This window comes from Rhodococcus sp. NPDC019647 (genome assembly GCF_044389235.1).
GTDB lineage: Bacteria > Actinomycetota > Actinomycetes > Mycobacteriales > Mycobacteriaceae > Rhodococcus_F > Rhodococcus_F oxybenzonivorans.
The window spans coordinates 55,756-80,322 of record NZ_JBIRXS010000023.1 but is presented as its reverse complement, the minus strand read 5'-3'; the positions used below and the strand labels follow the sequence as shown (position 1 = coordinate 80,322).

Genomic DNA, 24,567 nt, shown 5'->3' with positions numbered 1-24,567 from the left:
ACTACATGCGGTCGGTCGAGGAGCAACAGACCATTGTGACCGCGGCTGCCGTGGCGCCGCGGCCGGTCCGGGTCGCGATCTCCGAAGCGCAGGGACTGCTGTGTGCCGAGGAAGTGGTCACCGAGCGGCCGCTTCCAGGTTTCGACCAGGCGGCCATCGACGGGTACGCCGTTCGCAGCGTCGATGTCCAGGCCGCCGGCACCGACCTTCGTGACGACGACGGCGCTCCCGTCGAGCTGACACTTCCCGTCGTGGGGGAAGTGTCGGCCGGCTCCCGGCAGCCCATCCGTCTCCAGCCGCGACAGGCGGTCAAGGTAGACACGGGGGCCCCGCTCCCGACGCTCGCCGACGCAGTGCTGCCGCTCGACCGCACCGACAGCGGACGCGCACGCGTCAAAATCTACAAACCGGTCCGCTCCGGCGACTACGTGCGTCGTGCGGGCGACGACGTCCAGCCCGGAGATGTCGCAGTGCGGGCGGGCACGATCATCGGAGCGGCTCAGGTCGGATTGCTGGCGGCAGTCGGTCGCGACAAGGTCTTGGTGCACCCACGGCCGCGGTTGTCCGTCATTTCCGTGGGCGGTGAACTCGTCGACGTCGACCGGACCCCTGGGCCCGGTCAGGTATACGACGTCAACTCTTATGCGCTTGCCGCCGCCGCGCGTGACGCGGGCGCCGACGTCAATCGCGTGGGCATCGCGAGCGCCGACGCGCGGCGCCTACGCGAGGTGGTCGAGGGGCAACTGATTCGCTCCGAGATCGTGGTGATCGCGGGTGCGGTCGGGGGAGGGGCCTCCGAGGATGTCCGCGACGCACTCGCCGACCTCGGCAATCTCGAGGTCGACCGGGTCGCGATGCATCCCGGGTCGGTGCAGGGATTCGGCCAGCTCGGCCGTGACGAGGTCCCGACCTTTCTTCTCCCGTCGAACCCGGTGAGTGCGCTGGTGGTCTTCGAGGTGATGGTCCGTCCCCTCATTCGGATCGCGCTGGGACGCCGGCAGCCGATGCGCCGCGTCGTCACCGCACGCACTGTCGCACCCATCACGTCGATCGAAGACCGCAAGGGATTCTTGCGGGGCCAGCTCATGCGCGACGAGGCCACCGGTGAATACCTGGTCCAGGCGCTCGGCGGTGCGCCCGGAGCGTCCTCGCATCTTCTCGCCACGCTCGCCGAAGCCAACTGTCTCGTGCTGATCGACCCTGAAGTCACCGAGGTGCGTACCGGTGACCAGGTGGACGTGGCGTTCCTGGCGCAACGGGGATGACCCAGCATCCGGGCTGGCCGCCGCACCTCGGCCCACTCCGCGTCAACGGCGGGGTGGTAACCGTGCGTGCCATCAGACTGCGCGACGCCGCGGCGTGGAGTCGGCTGCGCATCCGTGACCGTGCCCATCTCGAGCCGTGGGAACCGACTGGCGAAGCGCCATGGGATGCGCGGCACCATATTTCGGGGTGGCCGGGACTGTGCAGCAGCCTGCGCTCCGAGGCGCGAAAGGGTCGCATGTTGCCGATGGCGATCGAGCTCGACGGAAACTTCTGCGGGCAGATCACGATCGGCAATGTGGTTCGCGGTGCGTTGCGTTCGGCGTGGATCGGGTACTGGGTGGCCAGCGACGTCAACGGACTCGGCGTGGCAACGGGAGCCCTCGCGCTGGGGCTGGATCACGCGTTCGGTCCGGTGGGACTGCATCGCATCGAGGCCACCGTGCGCCCGGAGAACCTGGCGAGCCAGGCGGTGCTCCGCAATGTCGGATTCCGTGAAGAGGGTCTTTTGAAGAGGTACCTCGACGTCGACGGCCAGTGGCGTGACCACATCCTGGTCGGCATGACGGTCGAGGACGTGATGGGAACTGTCGCCGATTCCCTCGTCCGGAGCGGCAAAGCGACATGGGCGTAACAGCCGCAAAAGCGTCTGGACAATCGTCCAGCTACATAGCAGTTATCTGACGGTATCAAACGTTGCCGGTCGAGGTCGCCATTTCGGGCACTCCCGGCGGAAGAAAAATTCACGTCGCTTTCGAGCATGTCGAGCGCCACATTTTCGCGTTACGCATGTGACACCTGAGTATGGTGAGATCGGCGCGTCTGCGAAGATGTGCGTGTCCATGCGGTTAGCCTGGGAGTGTCAACAGCGGTATCCGTGCTGGTAGACGATTGGGAGGAGGCTGCCGTATGCCGAACTCGTTTCTCTGGATCGGGCTCGTCGTCGTGTGGCTCTTCGTCCTGGTCCCGATGCTGGTCAACAACCGCCCCCGGATCCGGCAAACCAGTGACGCTGCCCTCGCGACGCGCGTGCTGCACCGCGGTGACGAGCGCCCCGTGCAGCGCGGTCCCGCGGCAGGACACCGCAGCGACCCGTACTGGCAACCGGAACCGGACCACTACGGCTACGACGCGGAGGACCTTGTGGATACTCACGCAGACGAAGACGATCTCGACACCGGCCGGGCCCCGGTCGGTGACTACGTGCCGGTGCGACGCGGGCGTGGTGGCTTCGACCCGGAGGCCGATGCGATCGCGCGGGAGGCCCGATACGCCTTCCGCCAGCGCTCGGTACTCGGCCTTGTATTCGGCACGATCATGTCCGCGGCGCTCGCGCTGATCATTGCCCCGGTGATGTGGTGGATTTTCGTGGCCGGCGTCGTCGGCCTCGTCGGTTATCTCGCCTACCTCCGCCGTCAGGTCCAGATCGAGCAGGAGATCCGGAGGCGCAGAACCGCGCGGCTCAATCGCTCCCGGCTGGGTGTCGAGTCTCGTAGCGACGAGGAACTGCGACTCATCCCCGCCCGGCTGCGGCGTCCCGGCGCCGTTGTGCTCGAAGTAGACGACGAGGACCCCGAGTTCGATCATCTCGAGCGCTTCGACGACGAGCGCATGCAGCACGCCACGATGCGTCGGGCCGCCGGTGAATAGTCCGTCGCCGGGAGCCGAAAGCCGCAACCGGATAGGCGATTCGCCCCCTGTGTGGGTGGCCTGCTAGAGTTTGCCGAGCAGATCGCAGGGTCTGCATCAGGGGCTGTGGCGCAGTTGGTAGCGCGCTTCGTTCGCATCGAAGAGGTCAGGGGTTCGATTCCCCTCAGCTCCACCATCACAAGAGCACTTCCTCCCTTCGGAGGGGGTGCTCTTCGTGTTTCAGTGCTCTTTTGTGTGTTCGCGCTCTTCTGTGTGTTCAGTGCTCTTTGTATCGCAGTGCTTCTTCGTGTCGCCGTGCTCTTCCGTATCGGAGCCGGTGTGCGCCAGCGCGCCGTGTGGCAGTGTGCCGCGTCACGTTCGGGACAGAGAAGTTGCTAAACGGTAACTGGGCAAGGTCTACTGATCACAGGTCATCGAGGGGTCAATCGATCGGGGTAGAGAACATGCAGGCAAGGCAGAGAATCTCGGATGCTCTCGCGTCAGCGACCGTGGTGGCGACGATTGCTGCGACGATGTTGCTGGTGAACGTGCTGTGAACGTGACTCGCTCGTCCGGTGCCGCCCGCGCTCCGCTCGCCGGAGCGGCGGCAGCCGTCACGATGAGCACAGCGGCGAAAGCCGTCGTAATAGGCACGGCGGCGGCCGTCGCAATGGGTGCGGGGGCGGCGATGATGGGCCACGCCACTTCGTTCGCGACCGATGTCCAGCCGGCACCGAACGCTGCCGTGCGACCGTCCGAGGTGACGGTCGCCGGGACGTTCTGACGTCGGACACGCCACCCCCATAGTTCCGGCGGCCGTCAGACGCTGTCCCTGCAACGAACCATCCGACGCACGCGTGCCTTCGGTGGTTCACCGACAAAGCCGCCCGAGTCCCACCTGGCTCGGGCATCGCTGGTGGTGCCGGCCCCCGACTCCGGCACCACCAGCACCTCCGGACCGTCCGCTCGTTACCATGGCAGCGTCGACGCCGCCTGAGGTGTTGGATCGATACCAGAGGGGGGTGCGCAGTGGCAGCACGTCGTGTGATCCGGAACCTGATCATGCTGGGGCTCGCGCTGGCCTTTCTCTCCGTTCTCGGATGGGGCACTTTCTCGGTGTTCCCGTCGACCGCATCTGCAGATCCCGACGTCGGCGGTGGCTCGACGCATCCGGGTGTGGGGTCACACCCGTGCGAGGGATATCACGACTGCGGCCATAACCCCCACACCACCGAGCCTTCCGAAACTACCGAGCCATCCGAAACCATCGATCCTCCGGAGACGACGGAGCCGTCCGAGACCAGTGAGCCGTCGACTCCTCCCGCTCCACAGGTGGTGGTTCCCCCGTACGGGCACCTACCGTCGGACCCGGTACCGAACATCACCCGTCCCGACACGTCGAGCGATCCCGAATCAGGCGACGGAGGTGGAGCATTAGGGGTACCCCCTGCCTCGGGAAGTGGACCGGAAGGTCCCGGGCCTGGCACCTCGCCGGGAGGTCCCCAGGGCCCGCCGGCGGCGGACGCGCCACCATACTCCGATGGAACGAGCCTTCCCGGCGATGCGGCGGAGGGGAACGTACCAGCGCAGGACCCAGTGCCGCCCGACGTGCGACCGGCACCCGCCGCAGTTCCGGACTCCGCACCGCCGGCAGTCGCGCCGGTCGTCCATAGTGAGCCACTACCTGCGTTTGCAGTGCTCGGCGGTGTGGGACTCCTTCTCGGCTGCGCGGGTGGGGCCGGTGCGCTGACCTTCAAGGGTGCGCGTGCACAGCAGGCGCGCATCGCGGCCGCCCGGGCGGAGTTCTTCCCGCCGGCGCCTACGGGAGGAATGTAGTCGTGGCAGGAAGCCGTTCTCATCGACGGGTGGCAGCAGCCGTGGATGCGGTCTGTGACGCCGCCGCCCGGGCAGAAGCGGTCTCACTCGGGGATGTCGTCGACGCGGTTGCCCGCGAACGGCAGCGTCCCATCGAACTCGACTTCACGACACCGATGGCACCGGGAGTCTGTGGTCAGCGACGCGCGTATCCGGACAGGGACGTCATCGTGCTGGCCCCGGGACTTCCCGACGTCGACCGCACTCTTGCACATGAACTGGGGCACATCGTGTTTCGGCATGAGGGTGCCGAGATCGTCGCGGCAACGCTCGAGGTTGGCGACGACTTGATCGCGTACATGCTCAGTCAGCGCTCGCGAATGCGTGGCGGCGAGCAGACTTCCGGTGACGTGGCGGAGTGGGAGGCGGAGACCTTCGCGTCGATGTTGCTCCTGCAGCTCAGGACGATGAAGGGCAGGGGTACGCCGGTGTCGGTGCTCCGCTACGACGAGGCGATCGGCTGATGGGCTGGGTTGTCGCGCTCGTCGTCTGGATCGCAGCCGGCGCCCGCACAGGCAGGGTCGCGGCACGCCAGCCGACACCACTGCGGATCGCGATGGTGATCGCGGTGTCCAGCGCCGCGTGCGCGTCTACGTTGGCCGTCCCGGATGTCGCCTTGCGTCTCGACGCGCTGGCGCCGACGGCCGGGCTGTCGGAGATCCTCCTCGAGTTGGCGTGGACCCTCTTCGCTGCCGCGAGCGCCGTAGGTGCGGTGTCGGTCTGGCCGATTTTGCCGCGCCGCGCCCTACGCGCTGTGGCCACCGTGATCTATGCGGCCGCGGTCCTGGTCGGAACGGCCCTGGCCTGTGGTTACCCCGTCCCGGCTCTGGTGTTCATCGTGCTCGCGCTGGCATCGGTGGTGATCACCGGTATCTGGCACGTCGCATGGACCCCACTCGGCCGCGGCATCGCCCTCGTCGTGGTGGGATCGGCGATGGTTCTCGTCGCCGCGGTCGTGGGACTCGTCCGGGAGGCGGCGGGGGAGACGTGGATCATCGGATCCTCCGGTGCGTACACGATCGCCGCTGTGGTGGTTTCGGCCGGCACGGTGTGGGTGCTGATGGAGACCTGGCTGCGCGCCCGCCGCGATCTTCGCCGGATGAGCGCGTTGCATTCTGTGCTCGTCTCCCGATTCCCCGAAGTCGTGGAGGGCGACGGCAAGGGCAGCACCACCGTTCTGCGGGCGTCTGATTCGATCGCTCACGTCATGGACGCGCTATATCTGCAGGCCGGCGCGGGCATGTTCGAGACGCGGACGCAGAATCTGCCGGAGTCGACTGCCGAGCGCAGCAGAATTCTCGCCCGCTGGATCGACGACCCAGCCGGTTCCGAGGTGCTCGACACCGAGTGGATAGCTCCACCGCATGGGATGTCACCGCGCCGATGGGTGCTGCAACTCGCGGAGGCGTACGCCGCGTTCCGCCACTCGCCAATGCCGGTCGCGGCTACGGAGCCGGCATCGGAAGAGTCGGTGCCCTGACCGCTTTCTACTGGAGGTAGTCCTCGACCTCCGACGCCGGACGGACCGAGGCGTCGTCCGGGTTCTGTCCTGCGTCGAGACGAGCCCGGCGTCGTCGCAGAAGGTCCCAGCACTGATCGAGTGAGGTTTCCAACGCGGCCAGCTGTGCCCGTTCCTCCTCGGGCGCCAGCTCGCTGTCCTGCAACTGCGCCCGCAGTTCGTGCTCCTGCTCGACGAGAGCCTGAATGCGCTTTTCGATCTCTTCGTTGTCCATGTCGTCTCCTCTTCGGTCCGAATCCACTTGTCGCGTAGGGCGGCTCATCCGGTCGACTGCGTGACCAGCCATCCACACGGCGAGGCGAGCTTGTCGGCCTCCGGCGGTCCCATGGATCCCCCCGGATACAGCTTGACGGCGGGCGGCCTGTTCAGCAACGAGTCGGCGACGTCCCAGACGTGGGCAAGCCCGTCCGGACGGGTGAAGAGCGACCGGTCGCCGTGCAGCACGTCCAGGATGAGGCGCGAATACGGTGCGAGAGCATGGCCGAGTGGCACCGTGTCGAGAGGCAGACTCAGGTGGCCCACCGATAGTTCGTCGTCGGGACCGGGCTCCTTGACCACCATCGACATGTCGATCTCGCCGTCCCCGGACAGATCGAAGGTCAGCACGGCGCCGTCCGGCGGGATGTCGGAAAGAGGGCCTTCCGGGCTCCGGAACACCAGGCTCACGCGTTGCTTCGCGACGCCCAGCATCTTGCCCGTCCGAAGCAGGAACGGCACACCCCGCCAGCGGTCGGTGTCGACCCACAACCGTGCGGCGACGAAAGTTTCCGTCTCCGAATCGTCGGCGACACCGTCGACGTCGCGGTATCCCTCGTACTGGCCGAGGACCACTTCGGCGGGGTCGAGCGGGCGGAACGCTCCGATCACCGATTCGCGCGCAGACTGGAGGTCGTCGGCGCCCAGGCTCTGCGGCGGCTCCATCGCGATCTCCGCAGCGACCTGGAACAGGTGAGTCACGAGCATGTCGAGGACCGCACCGGTGGCGTCGTAGAAGCGGGCGCGATCGTCGATGTCCAGGGTTTCTGGGACGTCGATCTGGACCTGTTCGACGTGTTCGCGGTTCCAGACTCCCTCGATCAGCCCGTTGGCAAATCGCAGAATGTGCAGATTCTGGGTGCTTTCCTTGCCGAGGAAATGGTCGATGCGATAGATCTGCTTCTCGTCGAGAACCTCGTGTACTGCGGCGTCGAGTTCACGGAAAGCGGATTGTGAGGTACCGAACGGCTTTTCGTAGACGACCCGGGAACCGCGCGCCAGGTCGTGCGCGCCGAGAGCTCGTGTGGTGTCGGCGAAGGTGCTCGGGGGAAGTGCCAGATAGTGGACGAGTTGAGCGTCGGGAACGCCGAGCGAATCCCGCGCGTCCTGCACGATGCTCGGTAGCGTCCCGGGGTCTTCGGGCGTGAAACCGCCACCGGCGAATCGCAGGCGCTGCGCGAAGTCGTCCCAGCCGTCGTCGGTGTGCCCGCCGCCGAATTGGGTGAGGGAGTCCCGCACGTGGGCCCGGAAGTGATCATCGGTGACGGTGCCCCGCCCGGTGCCGATCAACATCCACCGAGAACCGAGAAGACCTGCACGTGCGAGCTGGAAGAAGGCCGGGAGCACCATCCGTTTGGACAGGTCCCCGGTGGCGCCGAAGAGCACGAAAATCGTGGGACCGAGCTGCGGTCTGTCAGGCATTGCTCCATCATGCGCCAACGGGAGTCGCCGCGCGTGCGATTCCCGGGTCGGCTCAGCGCTCAGACAGGAAGGACGGTCGTCGGGCTCGGCTCATCCGGTACGCCGGGCATTCGAGCGGCGTGTTCGTGTATAGCTCAGTGCCGGAAGAGGTTTCGTGCCCTGCGCGAAAAATCGGTGCTACCGGGACGCGTCCGGCGGTACTTCGGGCAGACCCTCGCTGGCGCGAAGCTTCTCGGCCATCGTGGTAAGCAGATTCTGCGACTCCTCGGACAAGTCGAAGGCGCGGCTCGACAGTTTGCGTAGTCCGTAGCCCTGGAGCTGCGACAAGAGTTCAAGGTCGTGGTCGATCTTGGCTGCGTAGATGTCGTTGAAGAAATATTCGGGCTTCACCTTGAAGAAGCGGGCGAATGCCGCGACGGTCTCGTCCGAAGGATTGGTGCGCTGCCCGGAGCGGAGCTGCGAAATGTAGGGCTTCGAGATTTGATGCCCGTCGGCGATGAGCGCCGAAGCCACCTCTGCGTTGGTGTGCGGTTTACGTCCCGGAGGGTGGACCGTGTCGAAGAGCTTGTTCAACCGCGCAGCAAAATCTGCCATTGTGAGCCGCCGGGTCCTCTCTCGTGCGCGCGTCAGTCGTGTGAACGACACAGTACCATGATGATAACCGATTGATAACTCACAGCCGGAGGTGCGAAACGGTGCGCTTTCGCTCGCTGACGGCGTCATCCAGGTTTCGACGACGGTTGGCGCATCGCGCACTTCTCCCTGCTCAGCCGTTCGGACTCCGTGCAAGTCATACCGGCGCGTCTCTTGACGGTTCAGTGGCCGAGCGTCCAGTTGGTCGTTCCCGCCGATGTGCCGGATCGGCCGCCCGGCCGCAAATGCTGATTGCTCTTTCAATCACTGGGAGTTTGCTGACGGCCTCGAGTTGCCGGCATGCGGCAGTGTGCGGGGCCTGTACTCGCAGTTCAGGGCCATTGTGTTGCGTTGTGCATTGCAACTACAACAGGTCGCTCGGCCGCGACGGCGCCGTGAACACTACTGCGAACGGGGAGTGTCTGCACCGCCCGACCGCCGTGCAGCGGCGCCAGAAGCCTTCCGGCGAGGCATCCGCAGGACGGCCGATCATGGGGTATCTGACTGGTGCGCTCGCCGGCAGCGGCTCTACCTCGGTGTCTTCGGTGACCGCCGGCGATGCCTGGCCAAACCGGAAGTCGTCGGGAATGATTGTGATATGGAACACAGAATGAGTGACGCCGAGCTTCGGAAGGCGATTCGAGTTCTGCGCGAGCGCGCCGACGATGCCCGGCACAGAGGACGGGAAGAAGACGCCAACGGAATCGAACGGACGATCCGGACATATCAGGAAGAAATGGCGCAGCGGTTGTGAAGTGGGCCGGCTCGGGGAGAGCCGGCCCAGCTCTGTCGCCACGCTGTCGAGGACCCGGGTGCTCCCGCCTCTCGGGCGTGCGCGCAAACGTTGTGCGTGCGTAGACTTCCAGCCGACACGGATCGGTGAGGACGGGGGCTCGCACGACAATGGCGATCACGACGCTTGACGGCAAGAAGTGCCTGATCACAGGTGCAGGTAGCGGGATCGGGCACGCCACGGCGTTGGCGGCCGCCGGGGAAGGCGCCGAACTCTTTCTCACCGACATCAATGAAGTCGGCTTGGCTCACACGGTGGAGCAGGTCGGCAATCAGGGCGGAACCGTGAGCTTCTCACGAGCGCTCGACGTGTCCGATTACGACGCGGTGACGGCGTTCGCAGCAGATATTCACGATCAATTCGGCAGCCTCGACGTCGTGATGAACGTCGCCGGTATCTCCGCGTGGGGCACGGTCGAAAACCTCGAGCACCGCCACTGGAAGTCGATGATCGACGTCAACCTGATGGGGCCGATCCACATCATCGAAAGCTTCGTCCCTCCGATGGTGCGGGCGGGGCGCGGTGGACACCTTGTCAACGTGTCCTCTGCTGCGGGACTGCTGGCGCTGCCCTGGCATGCCGCCTACAGCGCAAGCAAATTCGGGCTCCGCGGGGTGTCCGAGGTTCTGCGATTCGACCTGAAGCGGCACGGTATCGGCGTCAGTCTCGTGGTTCCGGGCGCCGTGAAGACTCCGCTGGTGGGCACCGTCGAGATCGCCGGGGTGGATCGGAACGACCCGCGGATCGAGAAGGCGATCCACCGATTCGAGAAGCGAGCGGTCAGCCCGGAGAAGGTGGCGTCCTGCATCCTCACAGGAATCAAGAAGAACCGCTATCTGGTGTACACCTCGCCCGACATCCGGTTCGGATACTGGTGGGCCCGCAAGTTCTCGCCGCCGTACGACTTCGTGATGCAGAAGGCCAACGACCAGTTCAGCAAGTTCTTGTAGCGACTAGTTCTCGCGGCTGCTGCTCGGTGCCAGCACTGTGCCGTCCGTGAATCGAATACCGTCGGTGCAGCGACACTCCACCTGGCCGCCGCCGAACTGTTCGGCATGCAGTCTCGCGTAGAGGCCTTGACGGGCAAGGAGTTCGGCGTGGGTGCCGCGTTCCACCAGGCGACCCTCGTCGATCACGAAAATGACGTCGGCATGCTGAATCGTGGACAGCCGGTGCGCGATCGCCAGTGTGGTCCGCCCGCGCATCACCTCGGCGAGTGCTCGCTGGACGAGCCGCTCGGACACGGTGTCGAGTGCCGAGGTGGCTTCGTCGAGAATGAGAACGCGGGGGTTCTTCAGCAGCACTCGTGCGATGGCAAGACGCTGCTTCTCGCCGCCGGAGAGCCGGAAGCCACGTTCGCCGACGAGCGTGTCGTAACCGTTGTCGAAAGCGAGAATGCGGTGGTGGATGTTGGCGGCGGTGGCCGCATCGTGCAGTTCGGCGTCGGTGGCGTCCGGCTTGGCATACCGCAGGTTGTCTGCGATGGAGGCGTGGAACAGATACGGGTCCTGGGTGACCATCCCGACCGCGTCGGCAAGCGAACTCATGGTCAGGTCGCGTACGTCGTATCCGTCGACGAGGACGGCGCCGCGGTCCACTTCGTACAACCGCGGTACCAGGTAGCAGAGGGTCGTTTTGCCCGCGCCCGATGGTCCGACGAAGGCGGCGAGTTGACCCGGCTCGATCTCGAGAGAGGTGCCCGCCACCGCCCAGCGTCGAGGGCGGCGCGGCTCGATGACCTCCTCGTCGGCCACTTCGGGGGTGCGGGTGGTCGGTGCCGAGAAGCCGCGCATCCTGCCGCCGACTCCGCCGCGTCCGAGGCTTCGCAGAGCCACGGGGTCCGGGTCGGCGGTGGCCAGGCGCACCGGAGTGGGGTAGGCGAAGTAGACGTCGTCGAGTTCCACCTTGCCCGGGGAGTCGGCGGGTAGCGCGACGGCGTCGGGACGATCGACGATCGCCGGCTGCAGGTCGAGATACTCGAAGATGCGGCGGAACAATGCCATCGAGGTCTGGACGTCCAGCGTGACCCGCATCAGTGACACCAGCGGCTGCAGCAGTCTGGCCTGCAGGGTCGAGAACGCGACGAGGGTCCCTGCCGAAATGGCCGGGCCGTACCCACCGCTGATCAGATAGCCGGCGAGCAGATACACGAGGGCCGGGGTGATGGCCATGAAGGCACCCACCACGGCGAAGAATCCCTGGCCTGCCATGGCCTGACGTACTTGGAGCTCGGTCTGCCGGGCGTTCTCCGCGCGGTAGCGCGCGAGTTCGGCCTGCGACTGGTTGAAGACCTTGGTCAGGAGAACACCGGAGACGCTCAGTGCTTCTTCGGTGATGGCGGTCATGTCCGACAGCGACTCCTGGGTTTTTCGGGCCAGCGCCCGCCGCCGGGCGCCGACGCGGCGCTGGAGGTAGACGAATCCGGGTAGCAGTGCCACGGCGAGAAGCGTCAACTGCCAGGACAACAACACCATCGCGATGAGGGATGCTGCGACGGTGACGGCGTTGGACAGGATGCTCGATGCCGTGGAGGTGAGCACGGAGCGGACCCCGCCGACGTCGTTGGCCAGTCGCGATTGGATCGACCCGGTCTTGGTGGAGGTGAAGAAGGCCAATTCCATCTTCTCGAGGTGCGCGAAGAGCCGCTCGCGCAGATCGGCCATCGACAGGTTGCCGACCTTGGTGGTGAGGTAGCTCTGGCCGACGCTGATGAGCGAGCTCACCAACGTCACCCCGATCATCGCGAGAACAAGCCACATCAGCAGCGTGAGATGGACGCCGCTGCCGTCGGTGGGAAACAGTGCGCGGTCGAAGACTGCCCTGGTGAGGAACGGTGGGACGACGCCGAGGAGTGACGACACGACGATCGCCGCGCCGACCAGGACCAGCCAACCCCGATAGGGCCGCAGCAGAGCCCAGATCCGGGGCAGCAGCGAATACTCGGAGTCGGAGATCTCCGGGGAGGACGTCGGCGGGGCGGAGCGCATTCGTCCATCGTGCCCACCTGTCGCGATTCTGGCGAGGCGATACGGATGGGCTGTGCGCGAGGGCTGTATGGACTGCTGTCTCAGCCCGATTCAGTGACACCGAGCCGGGCCACCTGTGCGGCAAGGTACTGCTGCTCGGGGACGTTGGTGGTGCGCCGCGCCGCCGCACGGTAGTGCGCCGCCGCCGATCGAGTGTCCCCGGCCATGTCGAGGAGATGCGCGCGGACGGCATCGAGCCGGTAGTGCCCACGGAGTGGGCCGTCGAGCTCTTCGAGCATCGCCAGTCCGGTGGCCGGACCGTGCACCATGGCCGCAGCAACGGCGCGGTTCAATCGCACCATCGGATTGTCGGACATGCGCACGAGCAGTCCGTACAGTGCGAGGATCTGGGCCCAGTCGGTGTCCTCGACGCGTTCCGCGTCGTCGTGGACGGCCGCGATTCCCGCCTGCAGCTGATACTGGCCCACCGCCCCTCCGGCCACGGCGTCCATCACCACCCGCTGGCCTTCGGCGATCAAGTCGCTGTTCCACAGGGTGCGATCCTGCTCGGTGAGCGGGATCAGCTCACCGTCCGGACCGGTGCGTGCCGGGCGGCGGGCATCGGTGAGCAGCATGAGCGCCAGCAGACCACCCACCTCGCCGTCGCCGGGCAGTATCGCGTGGACGGCGCGGGTGAGCCGGATCGCCTCCGAAGACAGCTCGGTGCGGTGCACATCGTTGCCGATGCTGCTGGCGTAGCCCTCGTTGAAAACGAGGTAGAGCACGTGGAGGACCGAGCGCAGCCGCTCCGTCCACTCTTCTTCGGTGGGACGCCGGAAGGGGATGCCCGACGCGGTGATGCGTTGCTTCCCGCGGCTGATGCGTTGTGCCATGGTCGCTTCCGGGACCAGAAAGGCGTTCGCGATTTCGGCGGTCGTGAGTCCCCCGACGGCACGCAGGGTCAGCGCGATGGCCGACGCCGGCGTCAGCGCCGGGTGGCAGCACATGAAGAGCAATATCAGCGTGTCGTCGCTGTCGACGGTTTCTGCATCGGTCGGCGCCTGCCGGGCGACCGTGTGCTCCCTTGTACGTCGGGCGATTTCGCTGCGGATGGAATCGGTCATCTTGCGCGTGGCGGTCTGGATCAGCCAGCCGCGGGGGTTTTCGGGCACGCCGTCGCGCGGCCAATGCTGCGCTGCAGCGAGTAGCGCCTCCTGTACGGCATCCTCGGCGGCGTCGAAGTCGCCGGTACGCCGGACGAGCACACCGAGGACCTGCGGCGCGAGTTCGCGCAGCAGGTCCTCGAGTGCGGCTCCGATCTCCATCGTCGGGTGGTCTCAGAAGTCGGTGTCCGGCGCGCCCATCACCTGACGAACCTCGATCGGCTGCTGGATGGGCACGCCGTTCGGTCCGGGTGAGGCCGAGGCCTTCGCGGCGATCTCGAGTGCGCGGGTTTCGGACTCCACATCGATCAAGCGATATCCCGCAAGCAGTTCCTTGGTTTCGGGGAACGGGCCGTCCGTCACCACAGGAACGCTTCTGCCGTCGAATGTGACACGCTTCGCGACGTCAGGCCCGGCGAGGCCCTGCGCGTCGACCAATTCACCGTTGGCGGCGAGTTCGGCATTGAGGTCGTGCTGGAATTGGATATGGGCTTTGATGTCGGCCGGATCCCAGTCGCTCATCGGCACCGTGCACCCGGGCCCGCCCTCGTAGTTCTGCAGCAGCATGAACTTCGGCATTGTTTTCTCCTCATCTCGTGGCGCCCATTCTGACGCCTTTCGCGAAGAGGACGGAGCACATTCCGGTTTCTCTACATCCAGCCGAAAATTTCTGAAAATATTTGTCAACGGTGCCCGCCGTGCAGGCACTCGTCGAACAGGGAGCGGACTTCTTCGACGTGTTTGTCCAGATCGGAGGTATCCCACCCGTCTGTGGGGACGGGTTCGAGCACGTCGACGTAAACGGTCCCGGAGTGTGCGACCAGCGAGTTGCGCCACATCAGCTCTCCGGCGTTGTGGATGACGATCGGCACGATCGGCACCCCAGCCGAGATCGCGAGATGGAACCCACCCTTCTTGAACTTGCCGAGACGAGGAGTGGGGGTGCGCGTGCCTTCGGGGGCGATGGCGATGGAGATGCCCGAGTGCAGCTTCTCCACCGCCGGTTGCAGCGCGGCCCTGGCCTTGGCGCTGTCCGACCTATCGATGTACGCGACGTCGAGCAGTGCACCGACGGGAAGAAATCGGGGGTCGCGTGCGGCTTCCTTCTTGGCGACACCGGTCACGTCGTGACGGATGACGCTGCCGACCACCAGCATGTCGAGTGAACTCTGGTGATTGAACATGAACACCGCCGGTCGTGCGGCTTCGGCGTTCTCCTTGCCACTCACACGCAGCTCGATACCGCAGATCGCCAGGGCGATATCGGGGCCGAAGCTACCGACCAGGTTGGCGGCGGTCTGGCGGTTCCTCGTGACCAGACCGGCCGAGACACCGAACGCGGCGGCGCCCATCAGCGCGCCGATTGCCGTGGTGGTGCGCGCAATCGACACCGGGTCGTTGCCGCTCTGCGGTGGCCGCAGATTCACCGAGGGCCACCCGTTCTTCCGGGCGGTGGCCGCCAGCTTCCGATCCGGATTCAGGGCCACCGGATGACCCACCGACGTCAGCATCGGAAGGTCCTCGGCACCGTTGGAATACGCGAAGCTGCTTTTCAGGTCTGCGCCGTGCTGCTGCGCGTACGTGCACACGGCCTCAGCTTTCGCCGGACCCCACAGCGGAGGGGACGCCAGCTGACCGGTGAGCATGCCGTCGAGGACTTCGGGGCGAGTACACAGGACGTCTTCGATGGCGAGGTCCTCGGCCACCGACTGCGCCTGGTACGGAGTAGCCGATGTGGCCATCACCACCTGGTGTCCCGCGTGCCGGTGCGCGGCGAGTAGCCCGCGGACCTCGGAGTAGATCATGCGGGCAATCTCCTGCCGGAAGAGGCGCTGTCCCCATTCCTGCATTTCGTCCTCCATGCGCCCGGCCAGACTCTGCACGCCGATACGCATCAGGCCGCTCACATCGGCGCCCCGAAATCGGGTCTCCATGGCGGCCCCGGTGGTGCGCAACAGTTCTGCGACACTGATGTCGAAGCGCCGCAGACGATCCCGGTAGACCACACTGGCCGAATACCCACTGATGAGAGTCCCGTCCAGGTCGAAGGCGGCAAGCGTCCCGGGTCCTGGCGGGGCGGCGGCGATGGCATCGTGGAGGCTGCGCAGATCAGTCATCTACTCACCCACCACCTGGTCGAGGGTGTCGTGAGCAAGGGTCCGGATGCGCAGGACCCGGTCGACCTGGGTGCGGATCTCGGCGTCGAACTCGATTCGGCGAGCCTCGAGATTCTCTGCACCCGGTTCGACGAGACCCCGGTTGCGCGCCAATTTCAGTGCGGTCGTGAAGAGTTCGGCAGAGATCGACTCCCGGCTTCCGATCTGCTGGCGTAACCGGCGCTGCTCGGCCAGCGAAAGGCACTCGGTGATGAATGCTTTTTCGTCGAACTTTTCGTCGGTCGGCGTGCGTAACAGCTGATCGGACACCACCGCGTAGGCCTCGAGGAAGGGCTGCAGTACCCGGTGGGCCAAGTGGATCTGCGCTGTCGACAGCAGCTTCTCGGCATGCGCGGGGTCACGCATGTTCTCCCGCCACAGGGGGTCGATGATCTCGAGTTCGGTCCGGAGTTGATCACGGAAGGCGTCCTTGTCGCTGAAGAAGAACTCGAACTTCAGCAGGTCACGGATGCGCAGCGCCTCCTCCCACCCGTCCTCGAGCGGGTTACCGAACGGCTGGTCCGCCGCGGCGCGCAGGACCATTTCCGCGATGGCTCTCATCACCAGGAAGTGAATGGTGTTGTTGCGGTAGAACGCTGCGACGAGGTGCTGGTCCCGCCCGAGGTAGAACACACGCTCGCTGCCCCGGTCGAAACAGCGCAGCACACCAGAGTCGAGATGGGTGCGCAGCGCCGTGCGAATGACCTCGGGGTTGGTGAGGTCGACATCGCCCGCCGTCGGTAGTCGCCGGACGGTGATGTAGTCGACGAGCGGTCCGAGGATGGCGCGTAGTTCAGGAACGGTGAGCGCACGGTCCTCGATACCCAGGAAGGCGAGCATCACCAGCGACGTGGCCGTCACCGGCGTCACTTCGTTGATGCGGTGCGACACCTCGAACGCGGTCTTCTGCACGGCCAGCCGCAGGTCGTCCTCGTGGCCGAGATACTCCGCCAGCGACATCGGTCTGCCGAAATTGACATGGGCCACCCCGTGCCGCTGCCCCTGGGCGCGCACATATCCGACGAGCCAGCGGAGTCCTTCCTTCGTCTTGGCCTCACCGTGGGCCTCGGCCGCCATCGCACCGACCTCGTACAGCTGGTCATAGGTGAGGGAGACCGGAATGAGGTAGACATCGGACATCCCACTGGACTGGAATGCCTTCGCCAAGTAGGTGAGGAGCCCGAAGCGGGGCGGCCGCAACTTTCCGGTACGGCTGCGCCCGCCCTCGATGTACCACTCGAGGTTGAACCGCTTGGTGAGCAGGTAGCGCATGTACTCGCGCAGCGACCACTTGTAGATTTCGTCGTCGTCGAACTTGCGTCGAATGAAGACGGTGCCACTGCGCTTGCTGATCGGTCCGATCGGCCAGAAGCTGACGTTCAATCCTCCCATCACGTGATTGAGGGGGAGGTCGTTCGCGAGGAGAGCGGGACGCAGCACCAGCGGATCGAGATAGGAGCGATGGCTGGGCAGGAACACCAGAGAGTATTCCTTGTTCAGCTCGCGGAGTTCGTCGAGACGCGAGGTGTCGACGTCGAGGCGGTACGCACGCGAGAAGTAGCGGCCCAGTTGATCCCACAACGCGATCGCACGTCGGCTCTGGGCGGCAACCATCTCGTCGAGGGCGCCCCGAGCGCGACGATCGACTTCCGCGGCGGGGAGGTCCAGGCGCGCAGCCAGTTCGTGGATGCCGGTGTGGAACCGGCTGGTGTCGGTCATCTCGTCGACCACGAACCGCGACACCTTGTATTGCGTTCCCAGCAAGGATCGTTCGGCACGCTCGAGGGTCAGTGCGGCCTGGCGGCGTACGAAATCTGGCAGCGATCCGCCACCCTTCTCGGCGAGCCGGCGGCGGAGATCGCTCAAGGGGGCCGGGGCACCTTCGATCACCTCGCAGCGGCCGGGTTCCCGGCGCAGGATCTTGCGCTGCATGCTCGGACCGGGATGAAGGGGGTCACGCAGAAGCGACTCCCGCACCCGCTGCAGACCCTCGGGCTGATCGGTCCTCGGCCGCCACACCACCCGGAGCGGGACCAGAAGGGGATCGTCCTCGCGTCGGCACACGTCGGCGAATTCGTCACCCGAGACGCGGACGGCCTGCGGCGGACGCCCGTCGCTTCCGTCCTGTCGTTCCAGCCACGCGCGCAGGGTCGTCTCCTCGATGTCGCTCATCGACTCGATGAGGTAGACGCGTGGCCGTGTCGTCTGTTCGTCCATTCGTGTGGTCCTTTCGTTCATCCACGGCCGAGTTCGACGATGTCGTCGAGGCTCTCATGTAGGCACATCATGAAACGGGCCGGTTCGGTCACCGCGGCGGTGTCGAGATTGACGCCGATGCAGCACGTGCCGACGTGCGAGACCAGCGTGGCCATGACGGCACAACCCGGTGCGGGACCGAAGGGGAACATCCTCTCGATCCGGGCCCCTGCGAGGTAGACCGGCACCGGTACACCGGCGACGTTGCTGGCCTGCAGGTCGAGACCGCTCGACTGGGAGAGATACCAATTCGCGAGCACCACCGTCGGCATCCGAACCAGAATCGGCGCCGCAGAGTCGAGGAGGCCGAGCGCCGGCTCCTGCCGTAAGCCGAGGACGATCGCGCGCACCTTCTTGATCCGCTCGATCGGGTCGACCTCACCGACGGGTCCCGCAAAGCGTGCTGCGGCGAACCGATTTCCCCCGGTCGGATCCGACGCCACCCGCAGGCTGACCGGCATGCCGACCGGGATGGTGTCGATGTCGTGGCCGAAGGAATCGTGGTAACGCCGGAATCCACCCAGCAGGGCAGCGATATAGGCGTCGTTGAGTGATCCTTCCGCTCGGTGCGCAGCCGACCTCAGCTCGTCGACGCCTACCTCGAGCACGCCGAACCAGCGGCCGAGGCCCCGGTCACGCAACAGCGGTGAGCCGGTGGCCGGGGGAGGAGTGACCACCCGGCGGATCGAATTGGCGTAACCGACGACGTCGGTGACCGCCCCGACCGGGTTCGTGACGGCGGTGATCGCCGTGCGGGTGGCGCCGCGTACCAGGCCACCGAGTCGACCCGGCGCCCGGCGAACGTTCCCGAGCGTCTGCTCGAAGAACGCACCGCCGCCCGACATCCGCTCCGGCAGGGGTGGCGGGCGGTCCGGTTTGTCCGGCGACGGCTCGGGACGTCTGCTGTGCAGCAGCGTCATCAACTGGATGCCGCCGAGACCGTCCGTGATGCTGTGATGCGTCTTCACCACGTAAATGGCGCGACCGTCGTCGAGCCCCTCGATCAGCATGGCGCTCCACGGCGGCCGGGCGCGATCGAAGGGTTCGGTGGCCATCCGACGGCACATCCGCAGGGCGTGGTCGAACGTCGCGGGTTCGGGTAACCGCACCCGGGTGAGGTGATAGTCGAGGTCGAATTCCGGGTCCACCGACCACATCGGGTTACCCAGCCGCAGCGTGGGCTCGACCACGCGCATCCGGATCCGGGGCACCATGTGCGAGGCCCACTCGTGCGCGCGCACCAACCGGTCCCAGTCCGGCGGTCCGTCGAGTACATCGACCGCGACGATCGGCGAACGCAGCTTCGGTTGTACCTCCTCCATCCGCCACATCCCGGTCTCGAAGTCGGACATCGTACGGTCCGCTCCCCAGGCGATGTCGGAGAAATCGACGTCGACGGCACTCGGTGGTATCAGCGGTTCGCCATCGGCCATGCCCACCCTCATTCGGTTGATCGAGTTGCCTCAACTGGTGCTTTTCCAGTGTGGACCCGACGCGTAGTTCACACCCCTGATTCGACGGATTGCCCCGGACTCGGCGGGCGACGCCTTCACACCCCTGCTCGACGAGTGCGCTTGTCGTAGGCTGCCGTCATGGCGAAACGCTTCGAATATTCGGAAGACATCGGGTACCCCGTGGACCGCGTCCACGCGACGCTGACCGACCCGGTGTTCTGGCGGCACCGGTTCGAAGAGGCACCCGAGAAGCTGACCCTGGACGAGAGTGGCGGGCCCGGAACCCTGACGGCGACGATGCGCGACAGCATCAGTGCCTCTTCGCTTCCCGGGCTGGTCCGCAAAGTGGTCTCGGGCGAGCTGAAGGTCGAACGCGCCGACGAATGGGGACCTCTCGACGGGAACCGGGCCGACGGACGGATTCGCGGCAGTTCCACCGGCATTCCGGTCCGCATCGAGTGTGCCTCGGTGCTCCGTGCGTCGGGGGAAGGCTCGGTGTTGAAGCTCATCGGGTCGGTCGAGGTGAAGATTCCTCTAGTCGGTGGTCAGATCGAATCACTCATCAAAAAGCTCGTCCGCGACATGGTGGGTCAGGACCGCGATGCCGTCGAGAAGTGGCTCGGCGACAGCTGACCACGTCCCTAGGGGCAGGTGTTCAGCTCGACGTCGAGCGTCCGCGCCCCGGGCCCTGCAGTGCCGAGTCGATCGTGACTGTTGACGATCGCGCAACTGCCCAGCGAGAGGCATCCGCACCCGATGCACCCCGTCAGGTTGTCGCGTAGGCGGACCAGTTGCTCGATTCGCTGATCGAGGTCTGCATGCCACCGCGTCGACAACCTCTCCCAGTCCTTGCGGGTCGGCGTCCGGCCCTCCGGCAGAGTGGCAAGGGCGTCCCGGATCTCGGCGAGGGGTATTCCCACCCGCTGGGCGATGCGAATGAACGCGACCCGCCGGAGCGTGTCCCGACGGTACCGCCGCTGGTTGCCGCTGGTGCGGCGACTACTGATGAGGCCTTCACGCTCGTAGAAGTGCAGAGCGGACACCGCCACACCGCTGCGCTCCGACAGCTGGCCGGGTGTGAGCTCCTTGGCTTTCCATTCGGGCATCTCCACATCGGGCACCTTTCACCGGGAATACCCGAACAATACTCGAGGTCAGTCGAGGCGGAGGTGACCGTGCAGGTGGTGGGTGAGCGGAGTGGGACCGTGCGCCATCCACAGGTCGTACGTGAGATCGCCACCGCGCACCGACAATCTCCTCCGCACACTGTGCACCGGCTTCGCGTCCGGAGACGCGCACAGCGACAACATCGACAACTCGATGGTGCCCTCCCGAATCTGGCCCCGATGAATCTCGACGAAACCGGTGGGCTGGGCAAGGAGAAGTTCTGCCTCGTCCTCGGCGACGAGCCGCAGGAAACCGGACTCGGAATGCAACGGACGCCCGTCGTCGGCCGCCCACGTCCGGGACCGATACGCGAGGAACGGCTTACCGCTCGCCGTGAACTCGATCTCCTCGGTGTAGCCGAAGTCGTCGATCGTGGGATAGGCACCTTCGCCGGCTCCCACCCACCGTCCCGCGAACGGGGCCAAGGCAGGTGGCACAGCCGGTCCGGCTGCGGTCGCCGAAACCGGTGGACCGGCCGTCGCAGTCGATCGCCTCGACTCTTCCTCCATGAGTTACCTCCGCCGTCTCACGCTACTCGCTCCGGCACGCTGTGACGTGTTCGGCGGCGGAGTGTTTGACGTGCCTACGGGGCCCGGCCGCATTACCGTCTAGGCATGAACGCGTCCGGTTCTGCGCCGTTGGGAGCCAACTCCGAAGTGGGGCAGCTTCGTGCCGTCCTTCTACACCGGCCCGGCGACGAACTGAAGCGGCTCACGCCCCGCAACAACGACCAACTGCTCTTCGACGGGCTGCCCTGGGTCGACCGCGCGCAGGAGGAACACGATGCGTTCGCCGACGTGCTGCGCAGCCGGGGTGTCGAGGTACTGCTGTTGTCCGAACTGCTCACCGAGACCCTCGCGGCCAGTGGTGCGGCGCGCATGCAAGGGATCGGTGCTGCGGTGGATCCCCGCAAGCTCGGGCATACGCTCGCCCAGGAACTGGCCGCCCACCTGCGCGGTGTGCCGGCCCAGGACCTGTCCACCATTCTCACCGCGGGCATGACCTTCGACGAACTACCGGTCGCGGCGAGCAGTGCGTCGCTGGTCCGGCGCATGCATCACGGCGGCGACTTCGTCATCGACCCGCTGCCCAATCTGCTGTTCACCCGGGACTCGTCGGTCTGGATCGGTCCGCGGGTGGCCATCACCTCGCTGGCGTTACCGGCGCGTGTGCGGGAAACGTCGCTCACCGACATCATCTACGCGCACCACCCGCGGTTCCGTGGCGCCCGGCGCGCCTACGAATCACACACCGCCCCCGTCGAAGGCGGCGACGTCCTGCTGCTCGCGCCCGGTGTCGTCGCCGTGGGGGTCGGGGAGCGCACCACCCCGGCCGGTGCGGAGGCACTCGCGCGCAGCGTATTCGAGGACGAGCTCGCCCATACGGTACTGGTGGTGCCGATCGCGCAGTCGAGGGCGTCGATGCATCTCGACACCGTCTGCACCATGGTGGACCACGACGCGGTCGTGATGTACCCCGTCATCCAGGACACGTTGTCGGCGTTCACCATTCACCGCGAGGACAAGGGCGTGTCCATCCGGGGGGCCGACCCCTTCCTGTTCGCTGCCGCCGACGCCATGGGCATCGGGAAGTTGCGGGTCATCGATACCGGACTCGACAACGTCACCGCAGAACGCGAACAGTGGGACGACGGAAACAACACCCTCGCGCTCGCCCCCGGCGTCGTCGTCGCCTACGAGCGCAACGCCGAGACCAACGCCCGCCTCGAAGCGTCGGGCATCGAGGTGCTGCGGATCGCCGGCTCCGAACTGGGGTCGGGCCGCGGTGGGCCGCGCTGCATGTCCTGTCCCGTGGCCCGCGACCCGCTGTAGGCCCTCCGGGCCCGTGCGCCTTTTTGGTAGTCCCAGCAACCAGAAAGGCGCACGGGCGCGCAGCGCCTACAGGATCTCGGTGACCTTCGTGGCCGGGCGAGCCAGGACAGTGCCCTTGTCCGTCACGACGATCGGACGCTCGATGAGGATGGGGTGCTCGATCATGGCATCGAGCAGTTCGTCCTCCGACGCCTGAGCCAGCGACAACTCCTTGTAGATCGCTTCCTTCTTCCGGATCGCCTCGCTCGGCTTCAGCCCGGCGTCGTCGAGCAGCTTGCGTAAACCGTCCCGTGTGGGCGGCGTCTCGAGGTACTTCACGACGGTGGGTTCGATGCCGGCGTCCCGGATCAGTCCCAGGACGGTGCGGGAGGTGTTGCAGCGTTGGTTGTGGTAGATCGTCGCGGTGTTCGCCATGCAGAACATTCTGCACCCGGAACAAATGAGCCGGTACCGTGCGCTGCACTGTGCATCAATAAATACAGTGCGTCAATAGACACTGTGCGTCAGTGGAACAGTCGCATACGTGGATCAGTCGACGACAGAGGGAGATCGACCATGGCCGAGCACTCGAACAGCACACCACGCCGCATCGTCATCGCGGGTGGGCACGGGAAGATCGCCCGCCACCTGACCAAGCTGTTGACCGCGAGAGGAGACCGCGCGGTGGCCCTGATCCGCAATCCGGATCACGAACACGCCGTGGCAGCGCTGGGCGCCGAGCCGGTGGTCATCGACCTCGAGAACTCGACGGTCGACGACGTCGCGAAGGTTCTGCTCGGCGCGGACGCTGCCGTGTTCGCGGCCGGCGCCGGCCCGGGCAGCGGAGCGGAGCGCAAGGACACCGTTGACCGCGGCGCCGCGGTGCTGCTCGCCGAAGCCGCCGAGAAGGCCGGGGTACGCCGGTTCGTTCAGGTCAGCTCGTTCGGTGCCGGTGAGCCGATCCCGGAGGGCACCGACGACGTGTTCGCCGCCTACCTCGTCGCCAAGACCTCGGCCGAAGAAGATCTCCGGGCCCGCACCTACCTGGACTGGACGATTCTGCGGCCCGGTGGGTTGACCGACGACGAACCGACGGGGCACGTCACCCTCGCCGCCCCACCGCTCGAACGTGGCACCGTGCCGCGTGCCGATGTCGCGGCCGTGGTCGTGGCACTTCTCGACGATCCGAGTACTGCGAGGAAGACCCTCATGCTGACGTCCGGGCCGACCCCGGTCGAGGACGCTGTCGCGGCGCTGTGACCGGTGGCGTTCGCCGCCAGCCATTGCGGCGCCGTGCCCTCCCTACTACGGTCTGATACAACGCCTGGAACAACGGAGGTGGCGGCGGCCGTGCACATCGACATCGATCCGGATTCGTCGACCGCCCCGTTCGACCAGTTGCGGCTACAGATCATCGAGCAGGTGCGCACCGGTCGGCTGATCGCCGGCACGAAGATCCCGACAGTCCGCGCTCTGGCCGTCGAGGTAGGGCTGGCCCCGAATACCGTTGCGAAGGCGTACCGCGAACTCGGTGAGCAGGGTGTGATCGAAAGCCGGGGCAAGCAGGGCACCTTCATCGCAGGCGGTGGCGACCCGATCCGTGTCGGTGCCGAGAAGGCGGCCACCCGATATGTGCAGGAACTGCGCAAGCTGGGCGTCTCCGACGACGAAATCCTCGACTTCGTGCAGTCGGCTCTCCGCGGCGCCGGTTGAGCTGGGCTTCATCCAGAAGAAGCGATTCCAGAAAGGGGAACACTCGGTATGGCCTCCGCACTGTTCCGTGACCTCGCCATCCTGATCGCACGCATCGGTCTGGGCGTCGTTTTCGTCGCGCACGGCTGGCAGAAGTTCTTCGAATACGGGGTGAACGCGACGCAGGAGTCGTTCGCCGACATGGGAGTACCACTTCCCGACATCTCGGCGATAGCGGCAGCGACGATCGAACTTGCGGGCGGATTCGCGCTCATCGTGGGATTGGCCACACCGGTGGCCGGATTTCTTCTGTTCCTCGACATGCTCGGTGCGCTGATCCTCGTGCACGCCGACAAGGGTGTCTTCGTTTCGGAGGGCGGTTACGAACTCGTGGTGGCATTAGGCGTGGGCTCGCTGCTTCTCGCCGTCATCGGCGCCGGGCGCCTCGGTATCGACGGTCTGATCGGACGGGGTTCGGGATGGGGCAAAGCCGCGGTGTGACTGCACGCGCAC

26 protein-coding genes and 1 tRNA gene are annotated in these 24,567 nt (G+C 66.1%); 14 read left to right on the top strand and 13 right to left on the bottom strand.

Features of this window, described 5'->3' with window-relative positions; translation table 11 throughout:
• Positions 1-5: 5 nt before the first annotated feature.
• From glp to ACH49N_RS29025, 8 genes are all read left to right on the top strand, one after another.
• Positions 6-1,265 (top strand): gephyrin-like molybdotransferase Glp, encoded by a 1,260-nt coding sequence (gene glp, locus ACH49N_RS29060; RefSeq protein WP_109332586.1) that lies wholly within the window; start codon positions 6-8, stop codon positions 1,263-1,265.
• On the top strand, positions 1,262-1,897 hold the full coding sequence (locus ACH49N_RS29055; protein WP_109332585.1) for a GNAT family N-acetyltransferase: 636 nt from the start codon (positions 1,262-1,264) through the stop codon (positions 1,895-1,897). The genes glp and ACH49N_RS29055 overlap by 4 nt, the downstream gene beginning before the upstream one ends.
• Before the next feature lie 275 nt (positions 1,898-2,172).
• Positions 2,173-2,913, top strand: coding sequence for a gephyrin-like molybdotransferase receptor GlpR (gene glpR, locus ACH49N_RS29050; protein WP_109332583.1), 741 nt, complete (start codon positions 2,173-2,175; stop codon positions 2,911-2,913).
• 99 nt (positions 2,914-3,012) lie between these two features.
• A tRNA-Ala gene (locus tag ACH49N_RS29045) sits at positions 3,013-3,088 on the top strand.
• Positions 3,089-3,451: 363 nt separating this feature from the next.
• Positions 3,452-3,676 (top strand): hypothetical protein, encoded by a 225-nt coding sequence (locus ACH49N_RS29040; RefSeq protein ID WP_358275973.1) that lies wholly within the window; start codon positions 3,452-3,454, stop codon positions 3,674-3,676.
• A gap of 245 nt (positions 3,677-3,921) precedes the next feature.
• Positions 3,922-4,728 (top strand): cell surface protein, encoded by an 807-nt coding sequence (locus tag ACH49N_RS29035; RefSeq protein WP_358275975.1) that lies wholly within the window; start codon positions 3,922-3,924, stop codon positions 4,726-4,728.
• Between the two features lie 2 nt (positions 4,729-4,730).
• Positions 4,731-5,231 (top strand): ImmA/IrrE family metallo-endopeptidase, encoded by a 501-nt coding sequence (locus ACH49N_RS29030; RefSeq protein ID WP_358275977.1) that lies wholly within the window; start codon positions 4,731-4,733, stop codon positions 5,229-5,231.
• Positions 5,231-6,247, top strand: a complete 1,017-nt coding sequence (locus ACH49N_RS29025; RefSeq protein ID WP_358275979.1) for a hypothetical protein — start codon at positions 5,231-5,233, stop codon at positions 6,245-6,247. Before ACH49N_RS29030 ends, ACH49N_RS29025 begins: the two co-directional genes overlap by 1 nt.
• A 7-nt stretch (positions 6,248-6,254) precedes the next feature.
• On the opposite strand, the gene ACH49N_RS29020 is transcribed toward ACH49N_RS29025, so the two are convergent.
• The 4 genes from ACH49N_RS29020 to ACH49N_RS29005 form a co-directional block, all read right to left on the bottom strand.
• On the bottom strand, positions 6,255-6,500 hold the full coding sequence (locus tag ACH49N_RS29020) for a DUF2630 family protein (protein WP_317746058.1): 246 nt from the start codon (positions 6,498-6,500) through the stop codon (positions 6,255-6,257).
• 44 nt (positions 6,501-6,544) lie between these two features.
• Positions 6,545-7,963, bottom strand: a complete 1,419-nt coding sequence (locus ACH49N_RS29015; RefSeq protein ID WP_358275981.1) for a glucose-6-phosphate dehydrogenase (NADP(+)) — start codon at positions 7,961-7,963, stop codon at positions 6,545-6,547.
• A gap of 177 nt (positions 7,964-8,140) precedes the next feature.
• Entirely contained in the window at positions 8,141-8,557 is a 417-nt protein-coding gene (locus ACH49N_RS29010) for a helix-turn-helix domain-containing protein (RefSeq protein ID WP_109332570.1), read from the bottom strand.
• A 403-nt stretch (positions 8,558-8,960) separates the two neighbouring features.
• Positions 8,961-9,392 (bottom strand): hypothetical protein, encoded by a 432-nt coding sequence (locus tag ACH49N_RS29005; protein ID WP_358276052.1) that lies wholly within the window; start codon positions 9,390-9,392, stop codon positions 8,961-8,963.
• Positions 9,393-9,499: 107 nt separating this feature from the next.
• On the opposite strand from ACH49N_RS29005, the gene ACH49N_RS29000 reads away from it, so the two are divergent.
• Positions 9,500-10,339: an SDR family oxidoreductase gene (locus ACH49N_RS29000; protein WP_358275983.1), complete on the top strand. Its 840-nt coding sequence runs from the start codon at positions 9,500-9,502 to the stop codon at positions 10,337-10,339.
• A gap of 3 nt (positions 10,340-10,342) precedes the next feature.
• On the opposite strand, the gene ACH49N_RS28995 is transcribed toward ACH49N_RS29000, so the two are convergent.
• From ACH49N_RS28995 to ACH49N_RS28970, 6 genes are all read right to left on the bottom strand, one after another.
• Positions 10,343-12,376 carry an ABC transporter ATP-binding protein gene (locus ACH49N_RS28995; RefSeq protein WP_358275985.1) on the bottom strand — a complete coding sequence of 678 codons (2,034 nt, stop codon included), beginning with the start codon at positions 12,374-12,376 and terminating at the stop codon, positions 10,343-10,345.
• 80 nt (positions 12,377-12,456) lie between these two features.
• Positions 12,457-13,680: a DUF6596 domain-containing protein gene (locus ACH49N_RS28990; RefSeq protein WP_358275987.1), complete on the bottom strand. Its 1,224-nt coding sequence runs from the start codon at positions 13,678-13,680 to the stop codon at positions 12,457-12,459.
• A 12-nt stretch (positions 13,681-13,692) separates the two neighbouring features.
• Positions 13,693-14,097 (bottom strand): YciI family protein, encoded by a 405-nt coding sequence (locus ACH49N_RS28985; RefSeq protein ID WP_159925025.1) that lies wholly within the window; start codon positions 14,095-14,097, stop codon positions 13,693-13,695.
• Positions 14,098-14,201: 104 nt separating this feature from the next.
• Positions 14,202-15,635, bottom strand: a complete 1,434-nt coding sequence (locus tag ACH49N_RS28980) for an HAD-IB family hydrolase (RefSeq protein WP_358275990.1) — start codon at positions 15,633-15,635, stop codon at positions 14,202-14,204.
• A complete protein-coding gene (locus ACH49N_RS28975; RefSeq protein WP_358275992.1) occupies positions 15,636-17,891 on the bottom strand; it encodes a glycerol-3-phosphate 1-O-acyltransferase in 2,256 nt (751 codons plus the stop codon).
• A 17-nt stretch (positions 17,892-17,908) separates the two neighbouring features.
• Positions 17,909-19,363 carry a wax ester/triacylglycerol synthase domain-containing protein gene (locus ACH49N_RS28970; RefSeq protein WP_358275994.1) on the bottom strand — a complete coding sequence of 485 codons (1,455 nt, stop codon included), beginning with the start codon at positions 19,361-19,363 and terminating at the stop codon, positions 17,909-17,911.
• 159 nt (positions 19,364-19,522) lie between these two features.
• Here ACH49N_RS28970 and ACH49N_RS28965 point away from each other — a divergent pair, with 159 nt between their 5' ends.
• Positions 19,523-20,017: a DUF2505 domain-containing protein gene (locus ACH49N_RS28965; RefSeq protein WP_358275996.1), complete on the top strand. Its 495-nt coding sequence runs from the start codon at positions 19,523-19,525 to the stop codon at positions 20,015-20,017.
• An 8-nt stretch (positions 20,018-20,025) separates the two neighbouring features.
• Here the strand turns inward: ACH49N_RS28965 and soxR are convergent, their stop codons facing one another.
• Positions 20,026-20,496 carry a redox-sensitive transcriptional activator SoxR gene (gene soxR, locus ACH49N_RS28960; RefSeq protein ID WP_109332532.1) on the bottom strand — a complete coding sequence of 157 codons (471 nt, stop codon included), beginning with the start codon at positions 20,494-20,496 and terminating at the stop codon, positions 20,026-20,028.
• Between the two features lie 42 nt (positions 20,497-20,538).
• Entirely contained in the window at positions 20,539-21,060 is a 522-nt protein-coding gene (locus tag ACH49N_RS28955; RefSeq protein ID WP_397504814.1) for an FABP family protein, read from the bottom strand.
• Between the two features lie 105 nt (positions 21,061-21,165).
• Between ACH49N_RS28955 and arcA the strand changes: the two genes are divergently transcribed.
• Positions 21,166-22,383 carry an arginine deiminase gene (arcA, locus tag ACH49N_RS28950; RefSeq protein ID WP_358276000.1) on the top strand — a complete coding sequence of 406 codons (1,218 nt, stop codon included), beginning with the start codon at positions 21,166-21,168 and terminating at the stop codon, positions 22,381-22,383.
• 66 nt (positions 22,384-22,449) lie between these two features.
• Here the strand turns inward: arcA and arsC are convergent, their stop codons facing one another.
• Positions 22,450-22,797 carry an arsenate reductase (glutaredoxin) gene (arsC, locus tag ACH49N_RS28945; protein ID WP_397504813.1) on the bottom strand — a complete coding sequence of 116 codons (348 nt, stop codon included), beginning with the start codon at positions 22,795-22,797 and terminating at the stop codon, positions 22,450-22,452.
• Positions 22,798-22,938: 141 nt separating this feature from the next.
• Between arsC and ACH49N_RS28940 the strand changes: the two genes are divergently transcribed.
• The 3 genes from ACH49N_RS28940 (at position 22,939) to ACH49N_RS28930 (ending at position 24,555) form a co-directional block, all read left to right on the top strand.
• Complete coding sequence (locus tag ACH49N_RS28940; RefSeq protein WP_213576866.1) at positions 22,939-23,622, top strand: NAD(P)H-binding protein; 684 nt, start codon at positions 22,939-22,941, stop codon at positions 23,620-23,622.
• Positions 23,623-23,700: 78 nt separating this feature from the next.
• Positions 23,701-24,075, top strand: coding sequence for a GntR family transcriptional regulator (locus tag ACH49N_RS28935; RefSeq protein ID WP_159925034.1), 375 nt, complete (start codon positions 23,701-23,703; stop codon positions 24,073-24,075).
• A 48-nt stretch (positions 24,076-24,123) separates the two neighbouring features.
• Positions 24,124-24,555 carry a DoxX family protein gene (locus tag ACH49N_RS28930; RefSeq protein ID WP_159925036.1) on the top strand — a complete coding sequence of 144 codons (432 nt, stop codon included), beginning with the start codon at positions 24,124-24,126 and terminating at the stop codon, positions 24,553-24,555.
• Positions 24,556-24,567: the final 12 nt, after the last annotated feature.

Bases quoted from the DNA above. Each gene is read 5' to 3' on its own strand.
- glp (WP_109332586.1), top strand. From the start codon at position 6: ATGCGGTCGGTCGAGGAGCAACAGACCATTGTGACCGCGGCTGCCGTG.
- ACH49N_RS29055 (WP_109332585.1), top strand. From the start codon at position 1,262: ATGACCCAGCATCCGGGCTGGCCGCCGCACCTCGGCCCACTCCGCGTC.
- glpR (WP_109332583.1), top strand. From the start codon at position 2,173: ATGCCGAACTCGTTTCTCTGGATCGGGCTCGTCGTCGTGTGGCTCTTC.
- ACH49N_RS29025 (WP_358275979.1), top strand. From the start codon at position 5,231: ATGGGCTGGGTTGTCGCGCTCGTCGTCTGGATCGCAGCCGGCGCCCGC.
- ACH49N_RS29020 (WP_317746058.1), bottom strand. From the start codon at position 6,500: ATGGACAACGAAGAGATCGAAAAGCGCATTCAGGCTCTCGTCGAGCAG.
- ACH49N_RS29015 (WP_358275981.1), bottom strand. From the start codon at position 7,963: ATGCCTGACAGACCGCAGCTCGGTCCCACGATTTTCGTGCTCTTCGGC.
- ACH49N_RS29010 (WP_109332570.1), bottom strand. From the start codon at position 8,557: ATGGCAGATTTTGCTGCGCGGTTGAACAAGCTCTTCGACACGGTCCAC.
- ACH49N_RS29000 (WP_358275983.1), top strand. From the start codon at position 9,500: ATGGCGATCACGACGCTTGACGGCAAGAAGTGCCTGATCACAGGTGCA.
- ACH49N_RS28995 (WP_358275985.1), bottom strand. From the start codon at position 12,376: ATGCGCTCCGCCCCGCCGACGTCCTCCCCGGAGATCTCCGACTCCGAG.
- ACH49N_RS28990 (WP_358275987.1), bottom strand. From the start codon at position 13,680: ATGGAGATCGGAGCCGCACTCGAGGACCTGCTGCGCGAACTCGCGCCG.
- ACH49N_RS28985 (WP_159925025.1), bottom strand. From the start codon at position 14,097: ATGCCGAAGTTCATGCTGCTGCAGAACTACGAGGGCGGGCCCGGGTGC.
- ACH49N_RS28980 (WP_358275990.1), bottom strand. From the start codon at position 15,635: ATGACTGATCTGCGCAGCCTCCACGATGCCATCGCCGCCGCCCCGCCA.
- ACH49N_RS28975 (WP_358275992.1), bottom strand. From the start codon at position 17,891: ATGGACGAACAGACGACACGGCCACGCGTCTACCTCATCGAGTCGATG.
- ACH49N_RS28970 (WP_358275994.1), bottom strand. From the start codon at position 19,363: ATGGCCGATGGCGAACCGCTGATACCACCGAGTGCCGTCGACGTCGAT.
- ACH49N_RS28965 (WP_358275996.1), top strand. From the start codon at position 19,523: ATGGCGAAACGCTTCGAATATTCGGAAGACATCGGGTACCCCGTGGAC.
- ACH49N_RS28955 (WP_397504814.1), bottom strand. From the start codon at position 21,060: ATGGAGGAAGAGTCGAGGCGATCGACTGCGACGGCCGGTCCACCGGTT.
- arcA (WP_358276000.1), top strand. From the start codon at position 21,166: ATGAACGCGTCCGGTTCTGCGCCGTTGGGAGCCAACTCCGAAGTGGGG.
- arsC (WP_397504813.1), bottom strand. From the start codon at position 22,797: ATGGCGAACACCGCGACGATCTACCACAACCAACGCTGCAACACCTCC.
- ACH49N_RS28940 (WP_213576866.1), top strand. From the start codon at position 22,939: ATGGCCGAGCACTCGAACAGCACACCACGCCGCATCGTCATCGCGGGT.
- ACH49N_RS28930 (WP_159925036.1), top strand. From the start codon at position 24,124: ATGGCCTCCGCACTGTTCCGTGACCTCGCCATCCTGATCGCACGCATC.